Below are 22,939 nucleotides of genomic sequence, written 5' to 3'. Positions count from 1 at the left end.
CGCGCCAGGCCTTTCTTTTTACGGGATTTTTACAACGGCGCGCTGCCGAAAACGCTAGCCTTTGACCATCGCCCGAGCGGCATTGAAGAAGCGTAACGTATGTTTTCCTTTGCTCTTACTCCCTGGTTTAAACCCCGCAGCCCGATAACGGCGCCCGTCAGTCAGGAACCGATTATGTTCTCCACTTTGCTCAATACATGGATGCTGGCGGGCACGCCTGACGGTGTCGCTGTGCCGTTTCGTCAGGAGGCCGAGGCATATTTGCGGGAATATCCGCAGACCCGCCACATTGATATCTATCTGCACGATCTTAACGGCTGCCGTCGCGGTAAACGCGTCAGCGTGGAGAGCCTGCGCGCGCTGGCGCAGGGCTGCTACTTCCCGCAATCGATCTATGAAATGGATATCGAAGGGCACGTGATTGACGGCGCAGTAGCGCAACGCGAGCCGGACCGGCGCTGTCTGCCGGTCAGCGGCACGCTGCGCCCGTGCGCGGGCGATCCAGAGCATCACGCCCAGCTCCTGCTCGCCATGCAAAGCCCGGATGGCGCAGGCTGCCCGCTTGAGCCTCGTGTCGTGCTGGAGCGCCTGCTGGCGACCTTTCACGCCCGCGGTTTGTACCCGGTCGTGGCGCCTGAAGTGGAGTTCTATCTGCTGGCACAGGATGGCGCGCCGCCGACGTCGCGCTGTTTTGATATCGACATGCCAGGGCGCGATAACGCGCTGCTGGAAGCGATGGAAACCGAAGCGCGCCGTCAGGGTCTGCCGCTTTGCGGCATCGTGGCGGAAGCGCAAGCGGGCCAGTTCGAGCTTAATTTTCGTCACAGCGGGCGCGTGGTGGCGCTCTGCGATCAAGTGCTGGCGGCCCGGCGGCTGGTACATCAGGTGGCGGAAAAACAGGGCTACTACGCCAGCTTTATGGCGAAGCCGCTGTCAGCGCTCGCGGGCAGCGGCCTGCACTTTCATCTCAGCCTGAACGACGCGCAGGGCAATAATCTGTTCGCCAGCGAAGCGGGTCAGCCAAACGTCATGATGCGCCGCAGCCTGAGCGGCCTGCTGGCGTTGATGCCAGCCAGCGTCGCGCTGGTCACGCCTGGCGCTAATGCGTTCCGGCGGCTGCGCAAGAGCCTGAACGAGCCGCTGTTCTCCTCCTGGGGCTATAACGATCGCTCGGCGGCGCTTCGCCTGCCCTGCGCCGATGCAAACAGCCAGCGCATCGAGTACCGGCTCGCGAGCGCGGACGCCAACCCCTATCTCGTGGCGGCGGCGGTACTGGCGGGGGTGCTTTATGGGCTCGACCATTCGCTTACGTTGCCGCAGGCCGGTTCAGGCGCGGGACAACCCGAGCTGCCGCTGTTCTGGCCGGACGCGCTGGCGCGTTTCCAGGAGGCCGACTGGCTGCGTAAACGGCTGGGCGCGCCATTCAGCGACGCCTGGCTCGCCTGTAAACAGCAGGAGCTGGCCCGGTTTGAAAGTGAAGTCACCGACGCGGAAAAACGCGCGCATCGCCATTAATTACGCTTAAAGAAGAGGTGAGTCATGTCTCGCTTAGTCATGATATCCAGCCGGTGCGGCGTGCCGCACGGCGCCGACGCGCAGGCGGAAGCCCTGCACGATATTATGCGCCAGCGCGGCGGCCTGTGGATGGGCTGGAGCGGCGCCATTGGTCTTGCGGGGGAGCCGCGCCGGGTCGCCGTGCGCGACACCGCAGGCTATACGCGCCAGCGCTGGACGATGTCGCCCGCCGAATACGCCGACTACTATCACGGCTATGTGCACCAGGCGCTGTGGCCGGTATTCCATAACCGGCCCGATCTCGCCACGCACCAGAAGGGCGCATTCTGCGCCTATAAAACCTGGAACGAGGCAGTGGCGGAGATGGCGACGGACGAGATCTGCCCGGATGACATGGTCTGGGTGCAGGATTACCATCTCATTCCTCTTGGGCGCTGCCTGAAAGAGGCGGGTTTGCTGAACCCGTGCGGCTTCTTTTTGCATCAGCCGTTTCCGCCCGGCGACGTGTTCAGAACGCTGCCGGAGCATGACTGGCTGATGCGCTCGCTCTTTTTTTACGATCTGATTGGCTTTCAGTCGGGCAGCGACGTGAATAACTTTTTGCTGTGCGTGATGCGCCACTACCGTACGGAGCGGCTTTCCGCCACTACGCTTCGCGTTAACGGGCATATCATTAACGTCGGCGTCTTTCCCTGCGGCGTGGCGACGCCGCGCCCGACCCGCCACGCGCCGCTGACCGGCAAAAGCGGCGCGTTATATCCGCGCCAGCTTATCGTCAGCGACGATGTGATAAATGACATCAGCGGCATTCATTACCGCATCGATGCGATGCGCAGCCTGCTGAATAACCATCCGCAATACCTGCGCGAAGTGACGCTGCTGCAAATGAGCGATCCGGCCAAAGAGTACCCGCATTTTTCACCGCGGCTGGAACAGCAACTGGCGCGTTTTTGCAGCGAGGTTAACGGCGCTTTTGGCGATCTCAGCTGGTTTCCGGTGAATTATCTGCATAACGACGCGCTGAACCGGCGCGCCGTCGCCGGGATTTACGGCCGCGCCAGAGCAGGGCTGTTTACGCCGCTGTCAGAGGGGGTCAGCCTGAGCGCTAAAGCCTATGTGCTGGCGCAGGATCCCGCCGATCCGGGCGTGCTGATCCTGTCGCAATTTACCGGCACGGCGGAGCAGCTTAAAGGCGCGATAGTCGTCAATCCGTATGACGCGCATGAGCTTAGCGAAGCGCTGCATTCCGCGCTCTCGATGCCGCTTGCAGAGCGCAAACAGCGCCATGCGGCGCTGCTGACGCAAGTGCGGCAGTATGATAATCAGTGGTGGGCGGGCGCGTTTCTCGACGCGCTGGATGGCGAGCCTGGCGCGCCCGCGTCGCTCCGGATGACGCGCCAGTACGGCATTTTCACGCCGCAAAATCTCTACTGAAACGCGTTATTCGACGAGCGCCTGGGCGCAGGCCCAGGCGGAACTCCAGGCCCACTGGAAGTTATACCCGCCGAGCCAGCCGGTCACATCCACCACTTCGCCGATAAAATAGAGACCCGGCACGTTGCGCGCCTCCATCGTGCGGGAGGAGAGCTCGTGAGTATCCACCCCGCCAAGCGTCACTTCCGCGGTGCGATAGCCTTCGGTGCCGTTGGGCTGGACGCGCCAGCCGTGCAGCGTCTCCAGCAGTTCTTGCTGCTGGCGGCTGTTGAGCTGTTTCAGCGTGACGTCCGGCAGTTGTCCGAGGCTTTGCAGACACTCCACCAGCCGCTTCGGCAGCAGCATCGCGAGTGTGTTTTTCAGGCTCTGATTCGGGTGTGCGGCGCGCTGTTCGTCGATAAACGCGCCCGCGTCGACATCCGGCAACAGGTTGACCGTTACCCACTCGCCCGGTTGCCAGTAGCTGGAGATCTGCAACATCGCCGGGCCGGAGAGCCCGCGATGGGTAAAGAGGATGTTTTCGCGAAAGACCGTGTCGTTGTCAGCGGTCACCACGGCGGGCACCGAGACGCCGGAGAGAGTCTGGATCTGCTCCAGCAGCGGCTTGTGGAGCGTAAACGGCACCAGGCCGGCGCGGGTCGGCAATACCTTCAGGCCGAACTGTTCCGCGACTTTATAACCAAACGGCGTCGCGCCGAGGCCAGGCATCGACAGACCGCCGCTCGCGATCACCAGCTTCGGGGTCTGCGCCGCGCCGCCGTTCAGCGTCAGGGTGTAGCCGTTCTCGTCGCGCGCGATATCCAGCACTTCACTGCGCAGCCGCACGGTGACGCCGCCTTTCTCACATTCCGCCATTAGCATCGTGACAATCTGTTCCGCCGAATCATCGCAAAAAAGCTGCCCGAGCGTTTTCTCATGCCAGGCGATGCCGTGCTTGCCTACCAGATCGATAAAATCCCACTGGGTGTAGCGCGCCAGCGCCGATTTACAGAAATGCGGGTTAGCGCTGAGGTAGGCGGAAGGCTCAACGTAAAGGTTGGTGAAATTGCAGCGTCCGCCGCCGGACATCAGGATTTTCCGTCCGGGTTTCTTACCGTTATCCAGCACTAAAACCCGGCGCCCCGCCTGCCCTGCCTGCGCCGCGCAGAATAATCCTGCCGCGCCTGCCCCTACGATGATGGCATCAAACTGTTCCACAACCCTTCCTCATTGCCGTTAAGGCCGCGAATTGTAAAGTTTCCTCTCTGGTCGCACCAGACAAAACCCTGTTACAAATTCTAATAAATTGAATTTAAAAGGTAATCTCTTTAGTGAAATTGACATTCCGATGACACCGATTAAAAAAAGTCTATATTTCACTTTGCCCATGCTGCCGTTGTCTTAGATAATGCGCCGCGTTCATGTCCTCAAAATGGCGTAACGTCCTATGCTACATTTGTTTGCCGGGCTGGATTTACACACTGGCCTGTTACTATTGCTTGCTCTGGGATTTGTACTGTTTTATGAAGCTATTAACGGCTTCCATGATACGGCAAACGCAGTCGCAACGGTTATCTATACACGCGCTATGCGATCGCAACTTGCGGTGGCCATGGCGGCTCTCTTTAACTTCCTCGGTGTTCTGCTTGGCGGCTTAAGCGTGGCTTATGCGATTGTGCATATGCTGCCGACCGATCTGCTGCTGAACGTGGGCTCCGCTCATGGCCTGGCGATGGTCTTTTCCATGCTGCTGGCCGCTATCATCTGGAACCTCGGCACCTGGTATCTGGGCCTGCCGGCGTCCAGCTCCCATACGCTGATTGGCGCTATCATCGGGATTGGTCTGACTAACGCCCTGATGACCGGCACGTCCGTGGTGGACGCGCTGAATATCCCGAAAGTCATTAATATTTTCGGTTCGCTGATTATCTCGCCGATTGTCGGTCTGGTATTCGCAGGTGGCCTGGTGTTTTTGCTGCGTCGCTACTGGAGCGGCACCAAAAAACGCGCCCGTATCCATCTGACGCCCGCCGAACGTGAAAAGAAAGACGGCAAGAAAAAGCCGCCGTTCTGGACCCGTATTGCGCTGATTCTGTCGGCTATCGGCGTGAGTTTCTCTCACGGCGCGAACGACGGTCAGAAAGGCATTGGCCTGATTATGCTGGTGCTGATTGGCGTGGCGCCTGCGGGCTTTGTGGTGAATATGAATGCCTCCGGCTACGACATCACCCGCACCCGCGACGCGGTCAATAACGTGGAAACGTACTTCCAGCAGCATCCGGCCGCGCTGCGTCAGGTGGCGGGCGTCGACCCGGTTATCCCGACGCCGGAGCAGGTGAACCCGACGGGCAATCCGAAAGAGTTCCACTGTGACGCCAGCCGCGCCATTCTGGCGCTGGATCGCGCGAAAGCGATGCTCAACAACATCGACAGCTATGACAAGCTGAACGTGGATCAGCGCAGCCAGCTGCGCCGCATTATGCTCTGCATCTCCGATACCACCGACAAAGTGGCGAAGCTGAAAGAGACCAGCGCGGAAGATCAGCGCCTGCTGAAGAACCTGAAGGCGGATATGCTCAGCACCATTGAGTACGCTCCGGTCTGGATCATCATGGCTGTCGCGCTGGCGCTTGGCATCGGTACGATGATCGGCTGGCGCCGCGTGGCGACCACCATCGGCGAGAAAATCGGTAAGAAAGGCATGACCTACGCGCAGGGCATGTCGGCGCAGATGACCGCGGCTGTCTCCATCGGCGTTGCGAGCTATACCGGTATGCCGGTATCCACGACGCATGTGCTCTCGTCGTCGGTCGCGGGCACGATGCTGGTCGATGGCGGCGGTCTGCAACGCAAAACCGTCACCAGCATCCTGATGGCATGGGTATTCACCCTGCCGGCGTCTGTCGCGCTCTCAGGCGCGCTGTACTGGATAGCGCTGCGTTTCGTGTAAGCGAAGCCGTGTAAGCGTGAAGAAGCGGGTCAGGCAACTGACCCGCTTTTTTAATGCCAAATCATCAGCCCAACCAGGCTGATAATGACTAATCCGCAGAGTGAACTGGTGAGAATAAACTGGCGACGCACGCGTTCGCAGCGGCGAATAAATTCGTCGTCATGATGATCGAGATAACGCTGCCAGTAGATATACCAGACAAGGCGAATCTGTTTGCTGGGCTGACCATGCGCGGTAAAAAAGCCGCCACCGTCCACATATTGATAAAGCAGCGGATCGCATCCTCTGAGCACCACCAACAGCGCGCGTAACGATGAGAAATAACGCGCCATATTAATAACGCAAACCAAAAACAAGGCCCAAAACAGCGCGACGGTGCTTATCATACCTTCCCCCCGACGACTCGCCTGGAAAGCAATGGCTCTCCAATACCTGAAAGACTGTTCTGTGAAAGCGTGCATGCGTGAAAGTCGATCGGGTTCACATTTATTCACCCGAACGGCTTTTTTAATAGTGTAGGAGATCCGGTAATTTTTTTACCACATCGTTAATCCTTATCAACGCTCACGGAGCTATTTTTAGCTTGAATGTATGCGACCCCGGCGCATTGACGGATCTACCGGGGCGCTATAAGGTAAAATTAGCTTTAGCGCTAAGTCTTTACGCTGGAATGCGTTCCCGCGATTGTGGTACGCAGGACGCGGGCACGGGGATGACGCCGCAGGCAGCAATACGTCATCCTGTCCACTGGTCATCGACATCTTATGGAAGGAGTAACACTATGGCTTACAAACATATTCTTATCGCGGTCGATCTGTCTCCTGAAAGCAAAGTGCTGGTAGATAAAGCGGTATCTATGGCGCGCCCCTATAACGCGAAGATTTCCCTGATTCATGTCGATGTGAATTATTCCGACCTCTACACCGGGTTAATTGACGTTAACCTGGGCGACATGCAAAAGCGTATCTCCGAAGAAACGCATCACGCGCTGACCGAGCTCTCCACCAACGCGGGCTATCCGATCACCGAAACCCTGAGCGGCAGCGGCGATCTGGGCCAGGTGCTGGTTGACGCTATCAAAAAATATGATGTGGATCTGGTGGTATGCGGTCACCATCAGGATTTCTGGAGCAAGCTGATGTCTTCTGCGCGTCAGCTTATCAACACCGTTCATATCGATATGTTGATTGTTCCGCTGCGCGACGACGAAGAGGCGTAATGGCGATGGCGGGTGCGCGACGCTTACCCGCCCTGCAGGTTCTCGTTGGCAGTCATTTCGGATTTCATTGACCTCAAACCGCGGCACAGGCCGCGGTTTTCATTTCCGCTTTAATTAGTTCACTCCCACCCGGACGTTATACTGCTTAAAAATGAATCGTAGAGAAAACGCGTATGCCAAAACATGACTTCCCCGGCATCTCCAGATTCGAGACCCATGAACAGGCGGAACAGTACGAACGGTGGTTTCGTGAAAAAGTGGAAGCCGCAGCGGCAAGCCGCCAGCCCATCACGCCACAGGAAGATGTGATAGCAAGCGCGCGCAAGATCATTGAAAGCGCAAAAGTGAGTAGAAAAATGGCGTAATGCGCCCCATTCAATGGACTGAAGCAGCAAAAACGGATCTTTTTGCGCTTATTAGCGTTGTCGCCAGTGACAATCCTTCCGCCGCGCAGGCGTTATTAACGCGTATTGAAGCGTCGATTTTACCCGCAGCGCATTATCCGGAGATGTTCCGCGAAGGCCGAGTGGCGGATACCCGCGAAATCATCGCCCATCCGAATAATATCGTCGTTTATAACGTCACTTCCGAATACCTGCTGGTGCTGAGCGTGCTGCATGCCCGTCAGCAGTTCCCGTAATGACTATCGCGATATGGGCGAACAGCCAGACCGCCCGATACGCACACGCTTACCGGGCCAGGCTGTTTAGGCCAGCGTGCCCGTGTAGATATCAAACCGATGTCCTTTCGTGACCACGGCATTCGGGGTAGCCACGTCGCCAAGCGGCGGCGCGTAATCGGGGCGTTTAACTACCACACGTTTTGTGGCGAGCGCGCGCGCAGGCGCCAGCAGTCCGTCGGCATCGAGATCCGGCCCCACCAGCGACTGAAACACCCGCATCTCTTTTTTCACCAGGGCGCTCTTCTGCTTGTGCGGAAACATCGGGTCGAGATAGACCACTTCCGGGCGCGGCGTAATGGCTTCCAGCGCCGTCAGGCTGGAGGCATGGATAAGCTGTAACCGCTCGCGCAGCCACGGCCCGATTTCCGCATCCTGATAGCCGCGCGTCAGGCCGTCATCCAGCAGCGCCGCGACTACGGGGTTGCGCTCCAGCATCCGCACATGACACCCCACCGACGCCAGCACGAACGCATCGCGCCCGAGCCCCGCCGTGGCATCCACCACCTGCGGCAGATAGCTGCCCTTCACGCCGACCGCTTTGGCCACCGCCTCGCCGCGTCCACCGCCGAATTTCCGCCGGTGCGCCATCGCGCCATCGACGAAATCAACAAAAATTCCGCCAAGCTTCGGCTCGTCGCGCTTGCGCAATTCAAGATGCGCAGGCGTCATTACCAGGGCCATCGGGTTATCGGCGTCGTGCCTCAGCCCCCAGCGGGCCGCCAGAACAGATAAGGCGCCGTCTCCGGCGCCTGTTTCATCAATCAGACAAATGTTCACGCGTAAGATCAGCCCTGAATGCCATAATGTTCCAGCATCGCGTCGAGTTGCGGTTCGCGGCCGCGGAAGCGTTTGAACAGCTCCATCGGCTCTTCAGAACCGCCGCGCGTCAGGATGTTATCGAGGAACGACTGCCCGGTTTCGCGGTTGAAAATCCCCTCTTCTTCGAAACGGGAATAGGCGTCCGCCGCCAGCACATCGGCCCACAGATAGCTGTAGTACCCCGCCGCGTAGCCGCCGGCGAAAATATGGCTGAAGGCATGCGGGAAGCGGCCCCAGGTCGGGCCTGGCACCACGGCCACCTGCTTTTTGATCTCCGCGAGGGTTTCCAGCACTTTCGCGCCCTGCTCCGGGCTGAACTGCGCGTGCAGGCGGAAGTCGAACAGGCCAAACTCCAGCTGGCGCAGGATAAACATCGCCGCCTGGTAGTTTTTCGCCGCCAGCATTTTATCCAGCAGCTCCTGCGGCAGCGGCTCGCCGGTGTCGAAATGACCGGAGATAAACGCCAGCGCGTCCGGCTCCCAGCACCAGTTTTCCATAAACTGGCTCGGCAGTTCGACGGCGTCCCACGGCACGCCGCTGATGCCCGCGACCCCTGGGGTTTCTATACGGGTCAGCATATGGTGCAGGCCGTGACCGAACTCATGGAACAGCGTAATGACTTCATCATGCGTGAACAGCGCCGGTTTGCCGCTCACCGGACGGTTAAAGTTACAGGTGAGATACGCCACCGGTTTTTGCAGCGAGCCATCCGCTTTACGCATCTGGCCGACACAGTCGTCCATCCACGCCCCGCCGCGCTTGTTTTCACGCGCGTAGAGATCGAGATAGAAGCTGCCGCGCAGTTCGCCGCTCTCGTCATAGAGTTCGAAGAAGCGCACGTCCGGGTGCCACACGTCGATATCTTTGCGCTCTTTCGCGCTGATGCCGTAAATGCGCTTCACGACCTCAAACAGGCCGTTAACGGCTTTGTTTTCCGGGAAATACGGACGCAGCTGTTCATCGCTAATGCTATAGAGATGCTGCTTCTGTTTTTCGCTGTAGTACGCGATATCCCACGGCTGCAGCTCGTCCACGCTGAAATGCTCTTTGGCGAAGGCGCGCAACTGGGCGAGTTCCTTTTCACCCTGCGGGCGCGCGCGTTTGGCCAGATCGGTTAAGAAATCCAGCACCTGTTGCGGGTTTTCCGCCATTTTGGTGGCGAGCGATTTTTCCGCGTAGCTGTCGAAGCCGAGCAGTTGCGCCAGCTCGTGACGCAGCGCCAGGATTTCTTCCATTACCGGCGTGTTATCCCATTTACCGGCGTTCGGCCCCTGGTCGGAAGCGCGCGTGCTGTAGGCGCGATACATCTCTTCGCGAAGCCGCCCGTTATCGCAGTAGGTCATTACCGGCAGATAGCTCGGGATATCCAGCGTCAGCAGATAACCCTCTTGCTCTTTGGCTTCGGCCATTGCTTTCGCGGCCGCCAGCGCGCTTTCCGGCATACCGGAGAGTTCAGATTCATCGGTCACAAGCTTCGTCCAGCCCTGAGTCGCGTCCAGCACATTGTTGCTGTAGAGCGAGCCCAGCTCGGAAAGACGCGCGGCGATTTCGCCGTAGCGCTTCTGTTTTTCTTTCGGCAGGCCGATGCCGGAGAGTTCGAAATCGCGCAGCGCGTTATCAACCGCTTTTTTCTGAGCGGTGTCGAGCTTCGCGTAGTTTTCGCCGTCGCGTAAATCGCGATAGGCCTGGTAAAGCCCTTCGTGCTGGCCCACCCAGGTGCTGTATTCAGAGAGCAGCGGCAGCGTCTGCTCATAGGCTTCGCGCAGTTCGGGGCTGTTTTTCACGGAGTTCAGGTGGCTCACCGGCGAAAAAATACGGCCCAGTCTGTCGTCCGTCTCCGCAAGCGGCTGGCAAAGCGATTCCCAGCTGTAAGGCGCGCCGCGGCTGACTACCGCCTCCACCTGCGCGCGGCACTCTTCCAGCGCTTTCGTCACGGCTGGCACCACGTGCTCGGGTTTAATGGAGGAAAACGGCGGCAGTTCAAAAGGCGTCAGTAATGGATTGGTCATAAGCGCGTCCTGATTAGTGTTTGTTAAGCGCATCTTGCAGCGACAATGTCTTGTAGCATGGGGTTTAGTGTAGTTAATTTCAATGCCCCGCGCTGGGCTTTACCCGTTCAGAGAGCACATCCCGTAAGCGGTCACTTTCCGGTATACTGTTCAAAATCGATGTTCATTTACGCCTTTTGGAAACCCATCCCGCATGCTCAGTTACCGCCACAGCTTCCACGCCGGCAATCACGCCGACGTCCTCAAACACACTGTCCAGAGCCTGATCATTGAGTCGCTCAAAGAGAAGGAAAAACCGTTCCTGTATCTGGACACCCACGCGGGTGCCGGGCGCTATCAGCTGAGCGGCGAACACGCCGAACGCACGGGCGAATATCTCGACGGCATTGCGCGCATCTGGCAGCGGGACGATTTACCTGCGGAGCTTGAGCCGTACATCAGCGCGGTGTCGCATTTCAACCGCAGCGGCCAGTTGCGCTACTACCCCGGCTCGCCGCTTATCGCGCGCCAGCTGCTGCGCCCGCAGGACAGCCTGCAACTCACCGAGCTGCATCCGAGCGATTTCCCGCTGCTGCGCGGCGAATTTCAGAAAGATGAACGCGCCCGCGTGGAGCGCGCCGACGGCTATCAACAGTTGAAATCCAAACTGCCGCCCGCCTCGCGTCGCGGCTTGATCCTTATCGACCCGCCTTATGAAATCAAAACCGATTATCAGGCGGTAGTGCAGGGCATCAATGAAGGCTATAAACGCTTTGCGACCGGCGTTTACGCGCTCTGGTATCCGGTGGTGTTGCGTAACCAGATCAAGCGTATGCTAAACGATCTGGAAGCCACCGGCATCCGCCGCATTCTGCAAATCGAGCTGGCGGTGCGCCCGGACAGCGATCAGCGCGGCATGACCGCGTCGGGCATGATTGTAATCAACCCGCCGTGGAAGCTGGAACAGCAAATGGCGAATGTCCTGCCGTGGCTGCATCAAACGCTTGTGCCGTCAGGCATTGGCCACACCTCGCTGAAATGGGTCGTGCCGGAGTAATCGCAGCCATAGATGGACCCTTTTTTCGTCAGGACTACAATCGCGTTAATTCGAATCATTAAAAGGTAACAGCCATGACCAGACACTACGACTACCTCGCCATCGGCGGCGGCAGTGGCGGTATCGCTTCTGTCAACCGCGCCGCCATGTACGGCCAGAAATGCGCCCTGATTGAAGCCAAAGCGCTGGGCGGCACCTGCGTCAATGTCGGCTGCGTACCGAAAAAAGTGATGTGGCACGCCGCGCAAATCGCTGAAGCTATCCACCTTTACGGCCCGGACTACGGCTTCGACACCACCGTAAACCATTTTGACTGGCAAAAGCTGGTGGCGAGCCGCACCGCCTATATCGACCGTATCCACACCTCGTATGACAACGTGCTGGGCAAAAATAATGTCGATGTGATTCAGGGCTTCGCCCGTTTTGTGGACGCGCATACGGTGGAAGTGAACGGCGAGCGGATCACGGCCGATCACATCCTGATCGCGACCGGCGGCCGTCCGAGCCACCCGGATATTCCGGGCGCGGAATATGGCATCGATTCTGACGGTTTCTTCGCGCTGTCGGCGCTGCCGAAACGTGTGGCGGTGGTGGGCGCGGGCTATATCGCCGTTGAACTGGCAGGCGTGATTAACGCGCTGGGCGCAAAGACGCACCTGTTTGTGCGCAAGCACGCGCCGCTGCGCACTTTTGATCCGATGCTTTCTGAAACGCTGGTGGAAGTGATGCAGGCCGAAGGCCCGCAGCTGCACACCCACGCAACGCCAAAAGCGGTTGTCAAAAACAGCGACGGCAGCCTGACGCTGACGCTGGAAGATGGCCGGTCAGAAACGGTGGACGCGCTGATCTGGGCGATTGGCCGCGAGCCGGAAACCGATAATTTCAACCTGGCGGCGACGGGCGTTAAAACTAACGAAAAAGGCTACATCGTCGTCGATAAATACCAGAACACCAATGTGCCTGGCATTTATGCCGTGGGTGACAACACCGGCGCAGTAGAACTGACGCCTGTCGCGGTCGCCGCGGGCCGTCGCCTCTCCGAACGCCTGTTTAACAACAAGCCGGATGAGCACCTTGATTACAGCAATATTCCGACCGTGGTGTTCAGCCATCCGCCGATCGGCACCGTCGGGCTTACCGAGCCGCAGGCGCGCGAGCAATATGGCGACGATCAGGTGAAAATCTATAAATCGTCGTTTACCGCGATGTACACCGCCGTGACCTCACACCGTCAGCCGTGCCGCATGAAACTGGTGTGCGTCGGGCCGGAGGAAAAGATCGTCGGTATCCACGGGATCGGCTTCGGCATGGACGAAATGCTGCAGGGCTTTGCGGTAGCGCTGAAAATGGGCGCGACCAAAAAAGACTTCGACAACACGGTCGCCATCCACCCGACCGCGGCGGAAGAGTTTGTGACCATGCGTTAATCGCATTTACGCATAATGCAAAAAAGAAGGGGAAGCCAACGCTTCCCCTTTTTGCTGCCGCGCTTTTACCGCCGCGAAATTACCGAATCGTCTGGTAAATCGCCTCGCGAATCTTCACCCATTTCTTTGTTTCGTCGCCCGGATTCGCCTGCGCACGCAGCTGCGCCTGCTCCAGCTCATGCTTCTGGCGCTGTACCACCACCGGCGCGGTGCAAAACGCCTGCAAATATTGTTTACGCATCGACGTCAGCTTTTCGCCCTGCGACATCGCGTGGCTCAGGGTCGTGATCATCCGCCGGCACGGCTTTGACTCATCCATCTGCACGCGATAGCGCAGCAGCGTCTCAAGCGTCGCCTCCTGGTTTTTCGCGAGCGCCTGCTCGGTCCAGGCTAATTTCCAGTTCATCCCGGCTTCTAAAAAGAGGCGCGTAACTACAGCGTCGTCACGGTCGATAGCGGCGCGCAGATTTTCTTCATCCCAGGTGATGCCCATATTGTTGAGCTTGTGGCGCGGGCTGTCGTCATTGTTTTCCGGCTCGGCGGCCATCGCGGTGGCGACCGGCGCCGTGGTGTCGCGCGCCGCAGTCGGCGGGTTGAGCGAATCACTGGCGATAAACAGCGCGCCAACCACCAGCGCGATAGCGCCAAGACCCACCGCACCCCACACCGCGCCCATAACCAGCTGGCGCGTCTCCTGCTTTTTGCCGTCCTGCCGCTTGCTCGGGCTTTCGATAGTGTCGCGCACCTCAAAAATATCGCCGCCGACCACGCTGTTTTTCTTCGCCGCATGCTCGAAAAAGGTTTTTAACTGCGCGTCATCCGCCTTCATCAGCGCGGCAGGATTCACGCGCGTGCGCCCTTCGCCGCAGGCTTTATGCAGAGGTGCGCTGATGGCGTTGAAATAGTTATCCAGCATCACTTCCTGCGCGCCGGAGAGCGGTTTGCCGAGCGTGGCGGTATTACGGATATCACGGATGTCATCCAGCAGCGTTTGCAGCGTTTTACGCGGCTCGACGAACAGCGTCAGCGAGGTCGCGCCCTGGAAAAGCCGGTCGTAATGGCGGGCGAAGAGCTTTTTATCCACTACCAGCATCGCCAGCTCGCTGAACAGCATGCCGCTCAGCACATCGCCTTTATCGCCCATTTTCAGCCAGCGACGCACTTTATCGCCGCCGCACAACTGCTTAAGCTGATTGACGCGCTGCTGTTCATCAGGCCATGCCTCGCGCACCATGCCGCGCAGTGTCAGATCCAGCGCGCGCAGCTGGCGCAGCGCTTCTCCCTGCTTCGCCTCTTTATTCACGTCCATATCGGTGGAGTAGCCGAGCTTCGGCTGCTGGTTGCGTACCTTCTCAAGGCAGGTCACGAAGCGCAGCGCGGCAAGAAGCTGATTCTCGGTAACATCCTGGCCGCTCTCATACTGCGGCACCAGCTGCTGCAAATGGCGTAGTTGCAGGGTGAACTGGGACATGTCGGCGTCGTTGAGATTCAGCCGCCGGGCGACGGTCGCCCAGTTGCCGAGATTCAGGCGCGCCTGATCAAGCTGTTGCAGAAACCATTGCGGATCTTTTCCTTCCGCGACGTTAACGCCAAGCAAAACCAGGATCTCAACCGACGCCTGACGAATCACCGTGAGCGCAGTTTCAAACGTTTCTCTTACCAGAGGCTGTGTGGTGCGGGCCATTTTGCATCCTTTTCACGCTCAACGCCCCGCAATTATCACGAACGGGACGGGCGAAATTTCACTTAAGTATATTGTTATTTCTGAATTTTTTGTCTGCGCTGACAGGCAGTGAAACAACATAACTGAAAATAGCCGGAAAAAAAGTGACAGCGCGATTTTTGCGTAAAAAATCGCCGCGCCCTGCCTGAATTAGCGGGGAAAGCGCGCGCCGGATGACAGCGGCGCGTTTTTCGGGCAAGACTGTTCTGCCTGTTCACGCGACGGAGATTGTATGCCACCCGAGACGCCTTTTAACGACGCTCTGTTGACCTTCGGGTCCGCCAGTCTGAGTTACCGGCCCATTACGCCCGACGACTGGCCCTTCTTTTTAAGCCTGCAACGCGACGACGCCGTGATGCGTTTTGTCGCCGACCCGCGCACTGACGCGCAGAGGATGCAGGATTTCGCCGCACGTCTGCCGCCCTGGACGCCGCTGAGCGCTCACTGGCTCTGTCTGCTTATCCGCGAAACGCGCAGCGGCCTGCCCGTGGGCGTGACGGGGTTTGTCATGCGCGGCGACGGTATCGCGGAAGTAGGGTTTCTGCTCAGCAGCGCCTTTCAGGGGCGCGGCTACGGTTATGAGTCGTTGCGCGCTATTTGCCGCTTAGCCTTTAAAGAATGCGGCCTGCGCCGGCTGGTTGCGACCGTCACCGGCGGCAATATCGCCTCGAAGAAAACGCTGGAGAAAGCCGGGTTTATTCAGGAAGGCACGCTACGTGAGAGCTATTATCTCGGCGGGCGCTGGCACGACGACTGGCTGTTCGGCCTGCTGGCGCGGGATGATAACTACCACAACCCGCAGGGCTAAGGGCGCAGGGCGCGCCCTTTAACCCCCTCACACGCGGCTTTCGCTGAAAGACGTTTTCGCTTCCTTGTGCCAGGCTTAAAAGACATTCACCTGAAACGACACAGGGAGACGTATGAAAAAAACAGTGATTATCGCAACGCTTTCCGCGTTATTAACGCTGCCTGCGCTGGCCGAAGAGAAAGGCGGTTTCAAAAATGACGAAGCGCCGCCACCGCCGCACCAGCTAAAAGATGGCTATCGCGGCATCACGGACGCCCGTTCTATAGACGTGAAGCAGGCCAAAGAGATGCACGACGGCGGAACCGTGACGCTGCGCGGTTATCTGATCAAGAAAAAAGGCGACGATCTCTATCAGTTCCGCGATAAAGGCGGCGATATTGATGTCATGATCCCGCATGCGGTTTTTCAGGGCAAAGACGTGAGCCCGGATGAGCTGGTCGGCATCAGCGGCACGCTCGATAAGAAACAAAAGCCGTACCGCATTCGTGTGAGCCATTTCCAGAAAGAGTAACCCGTCTGAATACCTTGCCCGGTCGCACCGGGCAAGGCCATTGTTTTACAGGAACATCCCGCCAGAAACCTCGATGCGCTGTGCGTTCGCCCAGCCGAGTTCATCGCTGACAATCGCCGCCATCGCCGCGCCGATATCATCCGGCAGGCCCACGCGTCCCAGCGCCGTCTGCGACGCGATAAAGCGGTTAAGCTCTTCGTTATCGCGCACCCGGCCCCCGCCGAAGTCGGTTTCAATCGCGCCCGGAGCAATGATATTCACCGCAATCTTGCGGCTGCCAAGCTCTTTAGCCTGATAGCGCGTCAGCACTTCCATTGCGCCTTTCATCGCCGCATAAGCCGAGTAGCCCGGCAGTGCGAAGCGCGTCAGCCCGCTGGAGACATTCAGGATGCGCCCGCCGTCGTTAATCAGCGGCAACAGCTGCTGGGTCAGAAAGAACGGCCCTTTGAAGTGAATGTTCACTAACTCGTCGAACTGCGCCTCGCTAAACTCGCTGAATGGCGCATAAATGCCAACGCCTGCGTTGTTGATTAAATAATCAAAGCTGTCGCGCTGCCAGGTCTCTTGCAGCTGCGTTTTGACCTGCGCTACAAAATCCGTAAAGGTCGTACTATCGGCGACGTTCAGCGCCAGAGCCGCCGCCTTCCCGCCTTTTTGCTCAATTTCACGCACCACCGCGTCGGCGTCTTCACGCCGATGCTGGTACGTCAGAAGAACACCAATTCCACGCTCTGCGAGCTTCAGCGCTGCGTTTTTACCGAGTCCGCGGCTGCCGCCTGTGATGATTGCGATACGTTGCGTCATAAATACCTCTTCAGGGTCTGGGTGGTCGTTGAGTAAAAGCTTATTAGCTGCTACAAGAACGATAAAGAGCGCCAGGTACGCTTCACTGTTCCATTAAAAACAACAATGAGCTCAAACAATGGATAAAATTCACGCAATGCGTTTATTCGTGCGCGTGGCGGAGCTGGAGAGTTTTACCCGCGCCGCCGAGACCCTGAGCCTGCCGAAAGGCAGCGTCTCACGACAGGTTCAGGCGCTGGAGAACGCGCTCGGCACGCGCCTGCTGCACCGCACCACGCGACGGGTGCATCTCACCCAGGATGGTCAGGTCTATTACGAACGCGCACGCGATCTGCTCGCCAACCTTGATGAACTCGACGGCCTGTTCCTGCACGACCCGGCGAGCGTCAGCGGGCGGCTGCGGGTCGACATGCCGGTTGCGGTGGCGCAAAACGTTGTGATACCGCGCCTGCCGGAGTTTCTTCATCACTATCCCGGCATCGCGCTGGAACTGGGCAGCAGCGACCGGCTGGTGGATGTGGTTCGCGAAGGGTTTGACTGCGTAGTGCGCGTCGGTCAGCTGAAGGATTCCGGGCTGGTGGCGCGACCGCTTGGCAAACTGAGCCAGGTAAACTGCGCGAGCCCGGATTATCTGGCGCGCTTCGGCTGCCCGGAATCGCTCGACGACCTCGCCTCGCACGCGATGGTGCACTACACGCCGACGCTTGGCTCGCGGCCTTTGGGCTTTGAAATCGGGCATGAGAGCGCAAGTGAGTGGATACAAACCGGCGGCGTGCTGACGGTGAACAGCACGGAAACGTATCAGGCCGCCTGCTTTGCCGGGCTGGGCATTATTCAGGTGCCGCGCATTGGCGTACGCGAGGCGCTGCGCAGCGGCAGACTGGTGGAAGTGCTGCCGCAGTATCGCGCCGCGCCGATGCCGGTCTCGCTTATTTACCCGCACCGCCGGCATCTGTCGCGTCGCGTGCATCTGTTTATGGAGTGGCTGGCGTCGGTGATGAAAAGCTACGTTGACTAGCGGCGGGCTATACTTGGAAGCAAGTTGTAAAAAACAAAAGGAATCAACGCTAATGACCACGCCGGAGCAGCCCGCAAAACGTCCGACCGAAGATTTAAAGTATCAGCCTGTCCCACAGCTGGATACCCGCCCGGATGAGAAGAAAACCGACGACAAACCCGCAGAGGGCGTGATCGGCACGGTGAAAGAAAAAGTGGAGCAGGTAGAGCGCCGACCGGCAATCGCCCACCTGATCCGCGCCTTCGAGCGTTTTAACGAGCGCATGGGTAATCAGTTCGGCGCCGCTATCACTTACTTTTCGTTCTTATCAATGATCCCGGTACTGATGGTGTCGTTCGCGGTCGCAGGCTTTGTGCTCGCTTCGCACCCGACGCTGCTACAGGACATTTTTAATAAAATCCTGCAGAGCGTGAGCGATCCGACGCTTGCCAAAACGCTCAGCAGCAGCATTAACGCCGCCGTGGAACAGCGCACCACGGTCGGGATCGTCGGGTTCGGCGTGGCGCTCTATTCCGGCGTGAACTGGATGGGCTATCTGCGCGAGGCTATCCGCGCGCAGTTCCGTGACGACTGGGAGCGCGGCGCGGATGATGAAAAAGAGAAGTGGTGGCTGAAGTACCTGCGCGATTTTATTTCTCTGATTGGCCTGCTGGTGGCGCTCATCATCACCATGGCGATTACGTCCGTGGCGGGCTCGGCGCAGGAGACCATTATTCGACTGCTACATCTGGACGCTATCGGCTGGCTGAAGCCCGTCTGGCACCTGATTGGCCTCGCCGTTTCCTTCTGCGCCAACTATCTGCTTTTCTTCTGGATCTTCTGGCGTCTGCCGCGCCATCGCCCGCGTAAAAAAGCGCTGCTGCGCGGCACCGTGATCGCCGCCATCGGCTTTGAGGTTATCAAAATCATCATGACGTATACCCTGCCGTCGCTGGTGACCTCGCCGTCCGGCGCGGCATTCGGCTCGGTGCTGGGACTGATGGCCTTCTTCTATTTCTTCGCGCGCCTGACGCTGTTCTGCTCCGCCTGGATTGCCACCGCGCAGTATAAAGACGACCCGGAAATGCCGGGTAAAAACCCTGCGTAACCTTGCCGCGCGGGCTGAGAAAAACGCATTTTTTCAGCCCGCCGCCTCCCTTTCAGAATAAAAATCCAGTGCGTAACTTTTCTTTAACCTAAAACCAGTTTTATCATCTAAATATGAAAATCTGTGAAGCATTTCATAGAAGATAATTAGCTGGCGTTAACACTATCCGCTTTTTGGCTATTTTTTGTTCGCTTTTACAGGGCGCGTTGAATTGAAATGTCGTTTTTGCTGTGGCTAATATGGGGTTTCGACGGTACTAAAATAAGAAAATTCTATGCAAGCATCCATCGCAACCCCCATCGACAACGAACAAGACGCCGCGCCCGTTAACTCGCGCAGTAAGGTCGTCATCGCCTCGCTCATCGGCACCGCCATTGAGTTTTTTGATTTCTACATTTACGCCACCGCGGCGGTGATTGTGTTCCCGCACATTTTCTTCCCGCAGGGTGACCCGACCGCCGCGACGCTCCAGTCGCTGGCGACATTCGCTATCGCCTTCGTGGCGCGCCCTATCGGCTCGGCGGTATTCGGCCATTTCGGCGATCGCGTGGGCCGCAAGGTGACGCTCGTCGCCTCGCTGCTGACGATGGGGATTTCTACGGTATTGATCGGTCTGCTGCCGGGTTATGCGTCTATCGGCATTATGGCGCCGCTGCTGCTGGCGCTGGCGCGCTTCGGCCAGGGGCTGGGCCTCGGCGGAGAATGGGGCGGCGCGGCGCTGCTCGCAACAGAAAACGCGCCCGCGCACAAACGCGCGCTGTATGGCTCCTTTCCGCAGCTTGGCGCGCCCATCGGCTTCTTCTTTGCCAACGGCACCTTCCTGCTGCTCTCCTGGCTGCTGACCGACGAGCAGTTTATGAGCTGGGGCTGGCGCGTGCCATTTATCTTCTCCGCTGTGCTGGTGCTGATTGGCCTGTATGTCCGCGTGTCGCTGCATGAGACGCCGGTGTTTGCCAAAATCGCCAAAGCGAAGAAACAGGTGAAAGTGCCGCTCGGCACGCTGCTGACGAAACATGTGCGCGTAACCGTTCTCGGCACGTTCATTATGCTCGCCACCTATACGCTGTTTTACATCATGACGGTCTATTCGATGACCTTTAGCACCACGCCTGCGGCGCAGGGCGGCCTCGGTTTTCCGCGTAATGACGTGCTGTGGATGCTGATGATGGCGGTGATCGGCTTCGGCCTGATGGTGCCGGTCGCGGGCCTGCTGGCGGACCGCTTCGGTCGTCGTAAGAGCATGATTACGATTACGACGCTGATCCTGCTGTTTGCACTGTTTGTGTTCCCGCCGCTGCTGGGCTCGGGCAGCCAGACAATGGTGATGGCGTATCTGCTGATCGGCCTGAGCCTGATGGGGCTGACGTTCGGCCCGATGGGCGCGCTGCTGCCGGAGCTGTTCCCGACCGAAGTGCGCTACACCGGCGCGTCGTTCTCCTACAACGTGTCGTCGATTCTTGGCGCGTCCGTAGCGCCGTATATCGCTACCTGGTTGCAGGCGAATTACGGGCTGCTTTACGTGGGGATTTATCTCGCGGCGATGGCGGCGCTGACGCTGATTGCGCTGATCGCGACCAAAGAGACACGCGATCAGTCGCTGTAATTCCCCCACGTATTAACGAAAAGGCGGCCCCCGGGCGGCCTTTTTTGTTTATGGCGGGAAGCGGAGGCTGGATGGCAGGTGTGTCAACGGCGTGAAAAGGCCGGGGCCTGCCACATGCTTAAACGACATGCGCTTAAACCACGCCACCGGCCTTGCGCACGTCTCATTCCCAGAAAACGAAACCCCGTCGAACACGACACCGACGGGGTTTTCGTTCACGGGCACCCGCTTTTTACGACGATACTGGAGCCCCTTATTGCTTCATCTGCCCCAGGATAGCGCTGCACTGGTTCTCGCTGCCCTCGGATGGCGAAATCAGCGCCAGCAGCGCTGCGGCAGGCGTCACGAGCGTTGCGAGCGCGGCGGCAACCGCCCCACGCGCAATCAACGGCCCTGGCTTCACGCCATAATCCGGCTCCTTAAAGGTACCGCGCACATAGAGCGGCGAGCGCAGCGTCACGATGCGCACTCCTTTACTTTCCGGATTGATGGTCAGATCCAGCCGCTCATCAGCGAAACTGGTGGTGCCGGTGATGTTAATCAGCGCGTTTTCGGTATCAAAGGCGAAAATTTCCGGGCGCGCCACGCCGTTAGTCAGGTTCAGGTTCGCCGCCGCGCAGTTCACCCGCACTTCGTCGTCGCCGAAAATCTGCCCGACGATAAAGTTACCCACGTTCAGGCCCAGAATTTCCATCAGGTTGCGGCTGATAAGCCCGTCATTCATCAGGATCTTCAGGTTGCCGTCGCTGGTGCCGAGCAGCGACGCGACAGAGTTACCGGTGCCGCGCAGCTTCGCGTCGCCGTTGAGTTCACCGAGCGTGCGCTGCATCAGCTCTACGTTCGGCATCAGCTCTTTCAGCTTCAGTCGGCGCGCCTGAATATCCGCCGCGCCCTGCATCGGCTGTTTATCGCCGTCGAGGTGAATATTGGCGTCAATCGTCCCGCCCGCCATGCCGAATTTCAGCGGCCTGAGGCGTAAATCGCCGTTGGTGAGCAGGATATGGGTGGTGAGATCGCTAATCGGCAGGCGCGTGCTGTGCTCAATACGACGCCCTTTAAAGCGCACGTCCGCATCCATCACGTCCCATTTGTTGGTCTCAAAAGTGTCATGCGGCAGAACTTTGTCGCCGGGCTGCGCCGGTTTTTCGCCTTTTTTCTGCTCGGCGTTTTTGCTCTTCTGCGCGCCCGCGCCGGAATCGACGCCAATCAGCGGGCCAAGGTCGGCAAGCCGCAACTGCCGCGACTCCAGATCCCCTTCCAGTTTCGGGCGCGGTTTACGCTGGCTGTAGGTCAGCGAGCCGTGGATGTCGCTCTCGCCGATCCGCCCGTTAAAGCCGCGATAGTCATAGACCGAGCCTTTTTCGCTGTCGATTTTCGCGACAAGGCGGCCATCAGTTTCAAACGGCGGGGTATCCGGCAGCAGTACGCCGGTCAGCTCGTAGAGATCGCCCAGCGAATCGCCGGCGAATTTGAGCTGTAGATCGACGCCGCCCATATTCATCGGGTCGTTAACCGTGCCGACAAACGCCACGCGGGTATCGCCGGAGCGCAGATCCGCCTGCACCGGGAACGGCGTGCCTTCGCTTTTCAGCGCCAGCATTCCGCCGATTTTCCCACTGCCGCGCAGCGGCTGATCGTTATATGTGCCGCGCGCCTTCAGCCCGAACACATAATCGCCGACCTTATCGCCGTCTTTTTTCTCTTTCTCGCCGGTCACTTCGTTAAAGGGCAGCGGCTTACCGAGCGGATCGATAAGAATTTCCACATCGGCGCGGCTGACCTTATCGTCCACCCGCAACCGGCCCTGATCGAACAGAATATTGTCGAGCCGGAACGACCAGGCAGACGGCTGCTGCGTCTCCTCGCCGTCGCTCTGCTTCATGTCGAACGTCCAGTTATTGGTTTTTTCCGACAGACGAATCAGTTGCGCGTCCGGCTTCTGAAATTTAATCCACGGGAGATAAACGGTTTTGGTGAGCAGCGCCAGCGGGGCCAGGGTCGCCTCCACGCGCGGCAGGTGAATCATGGTTACCTGCGGAATATCGGGCGGGTTGCCGAGTACGACATCTTCAGCATGCACATGCGGCCAGGGCACCCAGCTTCGCCAGCCGGGCTCTTCTTTGTTTCGCTCCCATACCACGCCCAGATCGCCACGTATGGCAAAGGGGCGGTTTAGCTCCGTGGAGACCTTCTGGTTGATGGTCGGCTTAAGCCGATTCCAGTCAAACGTCGCGATAATGATGATAGCGACAACGACCAGCAACAAGAAAACCCCTGCTACCACGCTGATTATTTTGGTTGTTTTTGTCATCCTC

Annotated in this window: 21 protein-coding genes; 13 read left to right on the top strand and 8 right to left on the bottom strand. The window is 58.6% G+C overall.

Going from position 1 to position 22,939, the window contains the following annotated elements:
• Window positions 1-99: 99 nt before the first annotated feature.
• Window positions 100-1,515 carry a glutamine synthetase family protein gene (locus tag AFK63_RS19625; RefSeq protein WP_038866907.1) on the top strand — a complete coding sequence of 472 codons (1,416 nt, stop codon included), beginning with the start codon at window positions 100-102 and terminating at the stop codon, window positions 1,513-1,515.
• 24 nt (window positions 1,516-1,539) lie between these two features.
• Window positions 1,540-2,949, top strand: coding sequence for an alpha,alpha-trehalose-phosphate synthase (UDP-forming) (locus tag AFK63_RS20940; RefSeq protein WP_071603765.1), 1,410 nt, complete (start codon window positions 1,540-1,542; stop codon window positions 2,947-2,949).
• 6 nt (window positions 2,950-2,955) lie between these two features.
• On the opposite strand, the gene AFK63_RS19615 is transcribed toward AFK63_RS20940, so the two are convergent.
• The gene (locus AFK63_RS19615; protein ID WP_038866905.1) at window positions 2,956-4,146 is read right to left on the bottom strand and encodes a BaiN/RdsA family NAD(P)/FAD-dependent oxidoreductase; all 1,191 of its coding nucleotides are present in this window, start codon (window positions 4,144-4,146) and stop codon (window positions 2,956-2,958) included.
• 229 nt (window positions 4,147-4,375) lie between these two features.
• Between AFK63_RS19615 and pitA the strand changes: the two genes are divergently transcribed.
• Window positions 4,376-5,878 (top strand): inorganic phosphate transporter PitA, encoded by a 1,503-nt coding sequence (pitA, locus tag AFK63_RS19610; RefSeq protein WP_038866892.1) that lies wholly within the window; start codon window positions 4,376-4,378, stop codon window positions 5,876-5,878.
• Between the two features lie 50 nt (window positions 5,879-5,928).
• Here pitA and uspB read toward each other — a convergent pair whose 3' ends face one another.
• Complete coding sequence (gene uspB, locus AFK63_RS19605) at window positions 5,929-6,264, bottom strand: universal stress protein UspB (protein WP_038866891.1); 336 nt, start codon at window positions 6,262-6,264, stop codon at window positions 5,929-5,931.
• A gap of 395 nt (window positions 6,265-6,659) precedes the next feature.
• On the opposite strand from uspB, the gene uspA reads away from it, so the two are divergent.
• The 3 genes from uspA to AFK63_RS19590 all read left to right on the top strand — a co-directional run bounded on the left by uspA (window position 6,660) and on the right by AFK63_RS19590 (window position 7,737).
• The gene (uspA, locus tag AFK63_RS19600; RefSeq protein WP_004388310.1) at window positions 6,660-7,097 is read left to right on the top strand and encodes a universal stress protein UspA; all 438 of its coding nucleotides are present in this window, start codon (window positions 6,660-6,662) and stop codon (window positions 7,095-7,097) included.
• A gap of 173 nt (window positions 7,098-7,270) precedes the next feature.
• A complete protein-coding gene (gene relB / locus AFK63_RS19595; protein WP_038866888.1) occupies window positions 7,271-7,462 on the top strand; it encodes a type II toxin-antitoxin system RelB family antitoxin in 192 nt (63 codons plus the stop codon).
• The gene (locus AFK63_RS19590; protein WP_038866886.1) at window positions 7,462-7,737 is read left to right on the top strand and encodes a type II toxin-antitoxin system RelE/ParE family toxin; all 276 of its coding nucleotides are present in this window, start codon (window positions 7,462-7,464) and stop codon (window positions 7,735-7,737) included. The genes relB and AFK63_RS19590 overlap by 1 nt, the downstream gene beginning before the upstream one ends.
• A 66-nt stretch (window positions 7,738-7,803) precedes the next feature.
• Here AFK63_RS19590 and rsmJ read toward each other — a convergent pair whose 3' ends face one another.
• Together rsmJ and prlC are read right to left on the bottom strand one after the other, a co-directional pair.
• Window positions 7,804-8,556: a 16S rRNA (guanine(1516)-N(2))-methyltransferase RsmJ gene (gene rsmJ, locus AFK63_RS19585; RefSeq protein ID WP_038866884.1), complete on the bottom strand. Its 753-nt coding sequence runs from the start codon at window positions 8,554-8,556 to the stop codon at window positions 7,804-7,806.
• Between the two features lie 8 nt (window positions 8,557-8,564).
• A complete protein-coding gene (prlC, locus tag AFK63_RS19580; protein ID WP_038866883.1) occupies window positions 8,565-10,607 on the bottom strand; it encodes an oligopeptidase A in 2,043 nt (680 codons plus the stop codon).
• Window positions 10,608-10,800: 193 nt separating this feature from the next.
• On the opposite strand from prlC, the gene AFK63_RS19575 reads away from it, so the two are divergent.
• Both AFK63_RS19575 and gorA read left to right on the top strand, forming a co-directional pair.
• Window positions 10,801-11,643, top strand: coding sequence for a 23S rRNA (adenine(2030)-N(6))-methyltransferase RlmJ (locus tag AFK63_RS19575; protein ID WP_038866881.1), 843 nt, complete (start codon window positions 10,801-10,803; stop codon window positions 11,641-11,643).
• A 74-nt stretch (window positions 11,644-11,717) separates the two neighbouring features.
• Window positions 11,718-13,070, top strand: coding sequence for a glutathione-disulfide reductase (gene gorA / locus AFK63_RS19570; protein ID WP_038866878.1), 1,353 nt, complete (start codon window positions 11,718-11,720; stop codon window positions 13,068-13,070).
• A 79-nt stretch (window positions 13,071-13,149) separates the two neighbouring features.
• On the opposite strand, the gene AFK63_RS19565 is transcribed toward gorA, so the two are convergent.
• Both AFK63_RS19565 and AFK63_RS21760 read right to left on the bottom strand, forming a co-directional pair.
• Window positions 13,150-14,754, bottom strand: a complete 1,605-nt coding sequence (locus tag AFK63_RS19565) for an STY4199 family HEPN domain-containing protein (protein WP_038866875.1) — start codon at window positions 14,752-14,754, stop codon at window positions 13,150-13,152.
• Between the two features lie 58 nt (window positions 14,755-14,812).
• Window positions 14,813-14,992, bottom strand: coding sequence for a hypothetical protein (locus tag AFK63_RS21760; RefSeq protein WP_038866873.1), 180 nt, complete (start codon window positions 14,990-14,992; stop codon window positions 14,813-14,815).
• A 33-nt stretch (window positions 14,993-15,025) separates the two neighbouring features.
• On the opposite strand from AFK63_RS21760, the gene AFK63_RS19555 reads away from it, so the two are divergent.
• Together AFK63_RS19555 and AFK63_RS19550 are read left to right on the top strand one after the other, a co-directional pair.
• The gene (locus AFK63_RS19555; protein ID WP_038866871.1) at window positions 15,026-15,601 is read left to right on the top strand and encodes a GNAT family N-acetyltransferase; all 576 of its coding nucleotides are present in this window, start codon (window positions 15,026-15,028) and stop codon (window positions 15,599-15,601) included.
• A gap of 112 nt (window positions 15,602-15,713) precedes the next feature.
• On the top strand, window positions 15,714-16,112 hold the full coding sequence (locus tag AFK63_RS19550) for a YdeI family stress tolerance OB fold protein (protein WP_007730710.1): 399 nt from the start codon (window positions 15,714-15,716) through the stop codon (window positions 16,110-16,112).
• A gap of 45 nt (window positions 16,113-16,157) precedes the next feature.
• Here the strand turns inward: AFK63_RS19550 and AFK63_RS19545 are convergent, their stop codons facing one another.
• Window positions 16,158-16,916, bottom strand: a complete 759-nt coding sequence (locus AFK63_RS19545; RefSeq protein ID WP_038866866.1) for an SDR family NAD(P)-dependent oxidoreductase — start codon at window positions 16,914-16,916, stop codon at window positions 16,158-16,160.
• Between the two features lie 118 nt (window positions 16,917-17,034).
• On the opposite strand from AFK63_RS19545, the gene AFK63_RS19540 reads away from it, so the two are divergent.
• The 3 genes from AFK63_RS19540 (at window position 17,035) to AFK63_RS19530 (ending at window position 20,624) form a co-directional block, all read left to right on the top strand.
• Complete coding sequence (locus tag AFK63_RS19540) at window positions 17,035-17,934, top strand: LysR family transcriptional regulator (RefSeq protein WP_038866864.1); 900 nt, start codon at window positions 17,035-17,037, stop codon at window positions 17,932-17,934.
• Between the two features lie 52 nt (window positions 17,935-17,986).
• Window positions 17,987-19,021 carry an inner membrane protein YhjD gene (gene yhjD / locus AFK63_RS19535; protein WP_038866854.1) on the top strand — a complete coding sequence of 345 codons (1,035 nt, stop codon included), beginning with the start codon at window positions 17,987-17,989 and terminating at the stop codon, window positions 19,019-19,021.
• A gap of 274 nt (window positions 19,022-19,295) precedes the next feature.
• The gene (locus tag AFK63_RS19530) at window positions 19,296-20,624 is read left to right on the top strand and encodes an MFS transporter (RefSeq protein WP_038866852.1); all 1,329 of its coding nucleotides are present in this window, start codon (window positions 19,296-19,298) and stop codon (window positions 20,622-20,624) included.
• A gap of 253 nt (window positions 20,625-20,877) precedes the next feature.
• On the opposite strand, the gene AFK63_RS19525 is transcribed toward AFK63_RS19530, so the two are convergent.
• Complete coding sequence (locus AFK63_RS19525) at window positions 20,878-22,935, bottom strand: AsmA family protein (RefSeq protein WP_038866850.1); 2,058 nt, start codon at window positions 22,933-22,935, stop codon at window positions 20,878-20,880.
• Between the last annotated feature and the right edge of the window lie 4 nt (window positions 22,936-22,939).

Origin of the sequence: Cronobacter muytjensii ATCC 51329 (genome assembly GCF_001277195.1) — a bacterium.
Taxonomy (GTDB): Bacteria; Pseudomonadota; Gammaproteobacteria; order Enterobacterales; family Enterobacteriaceae; genus Cronobacter; species Cronobacter muytjensii.
This window is presented reverse-complemented; position numbering and strand designations above follow the sequence as displayed.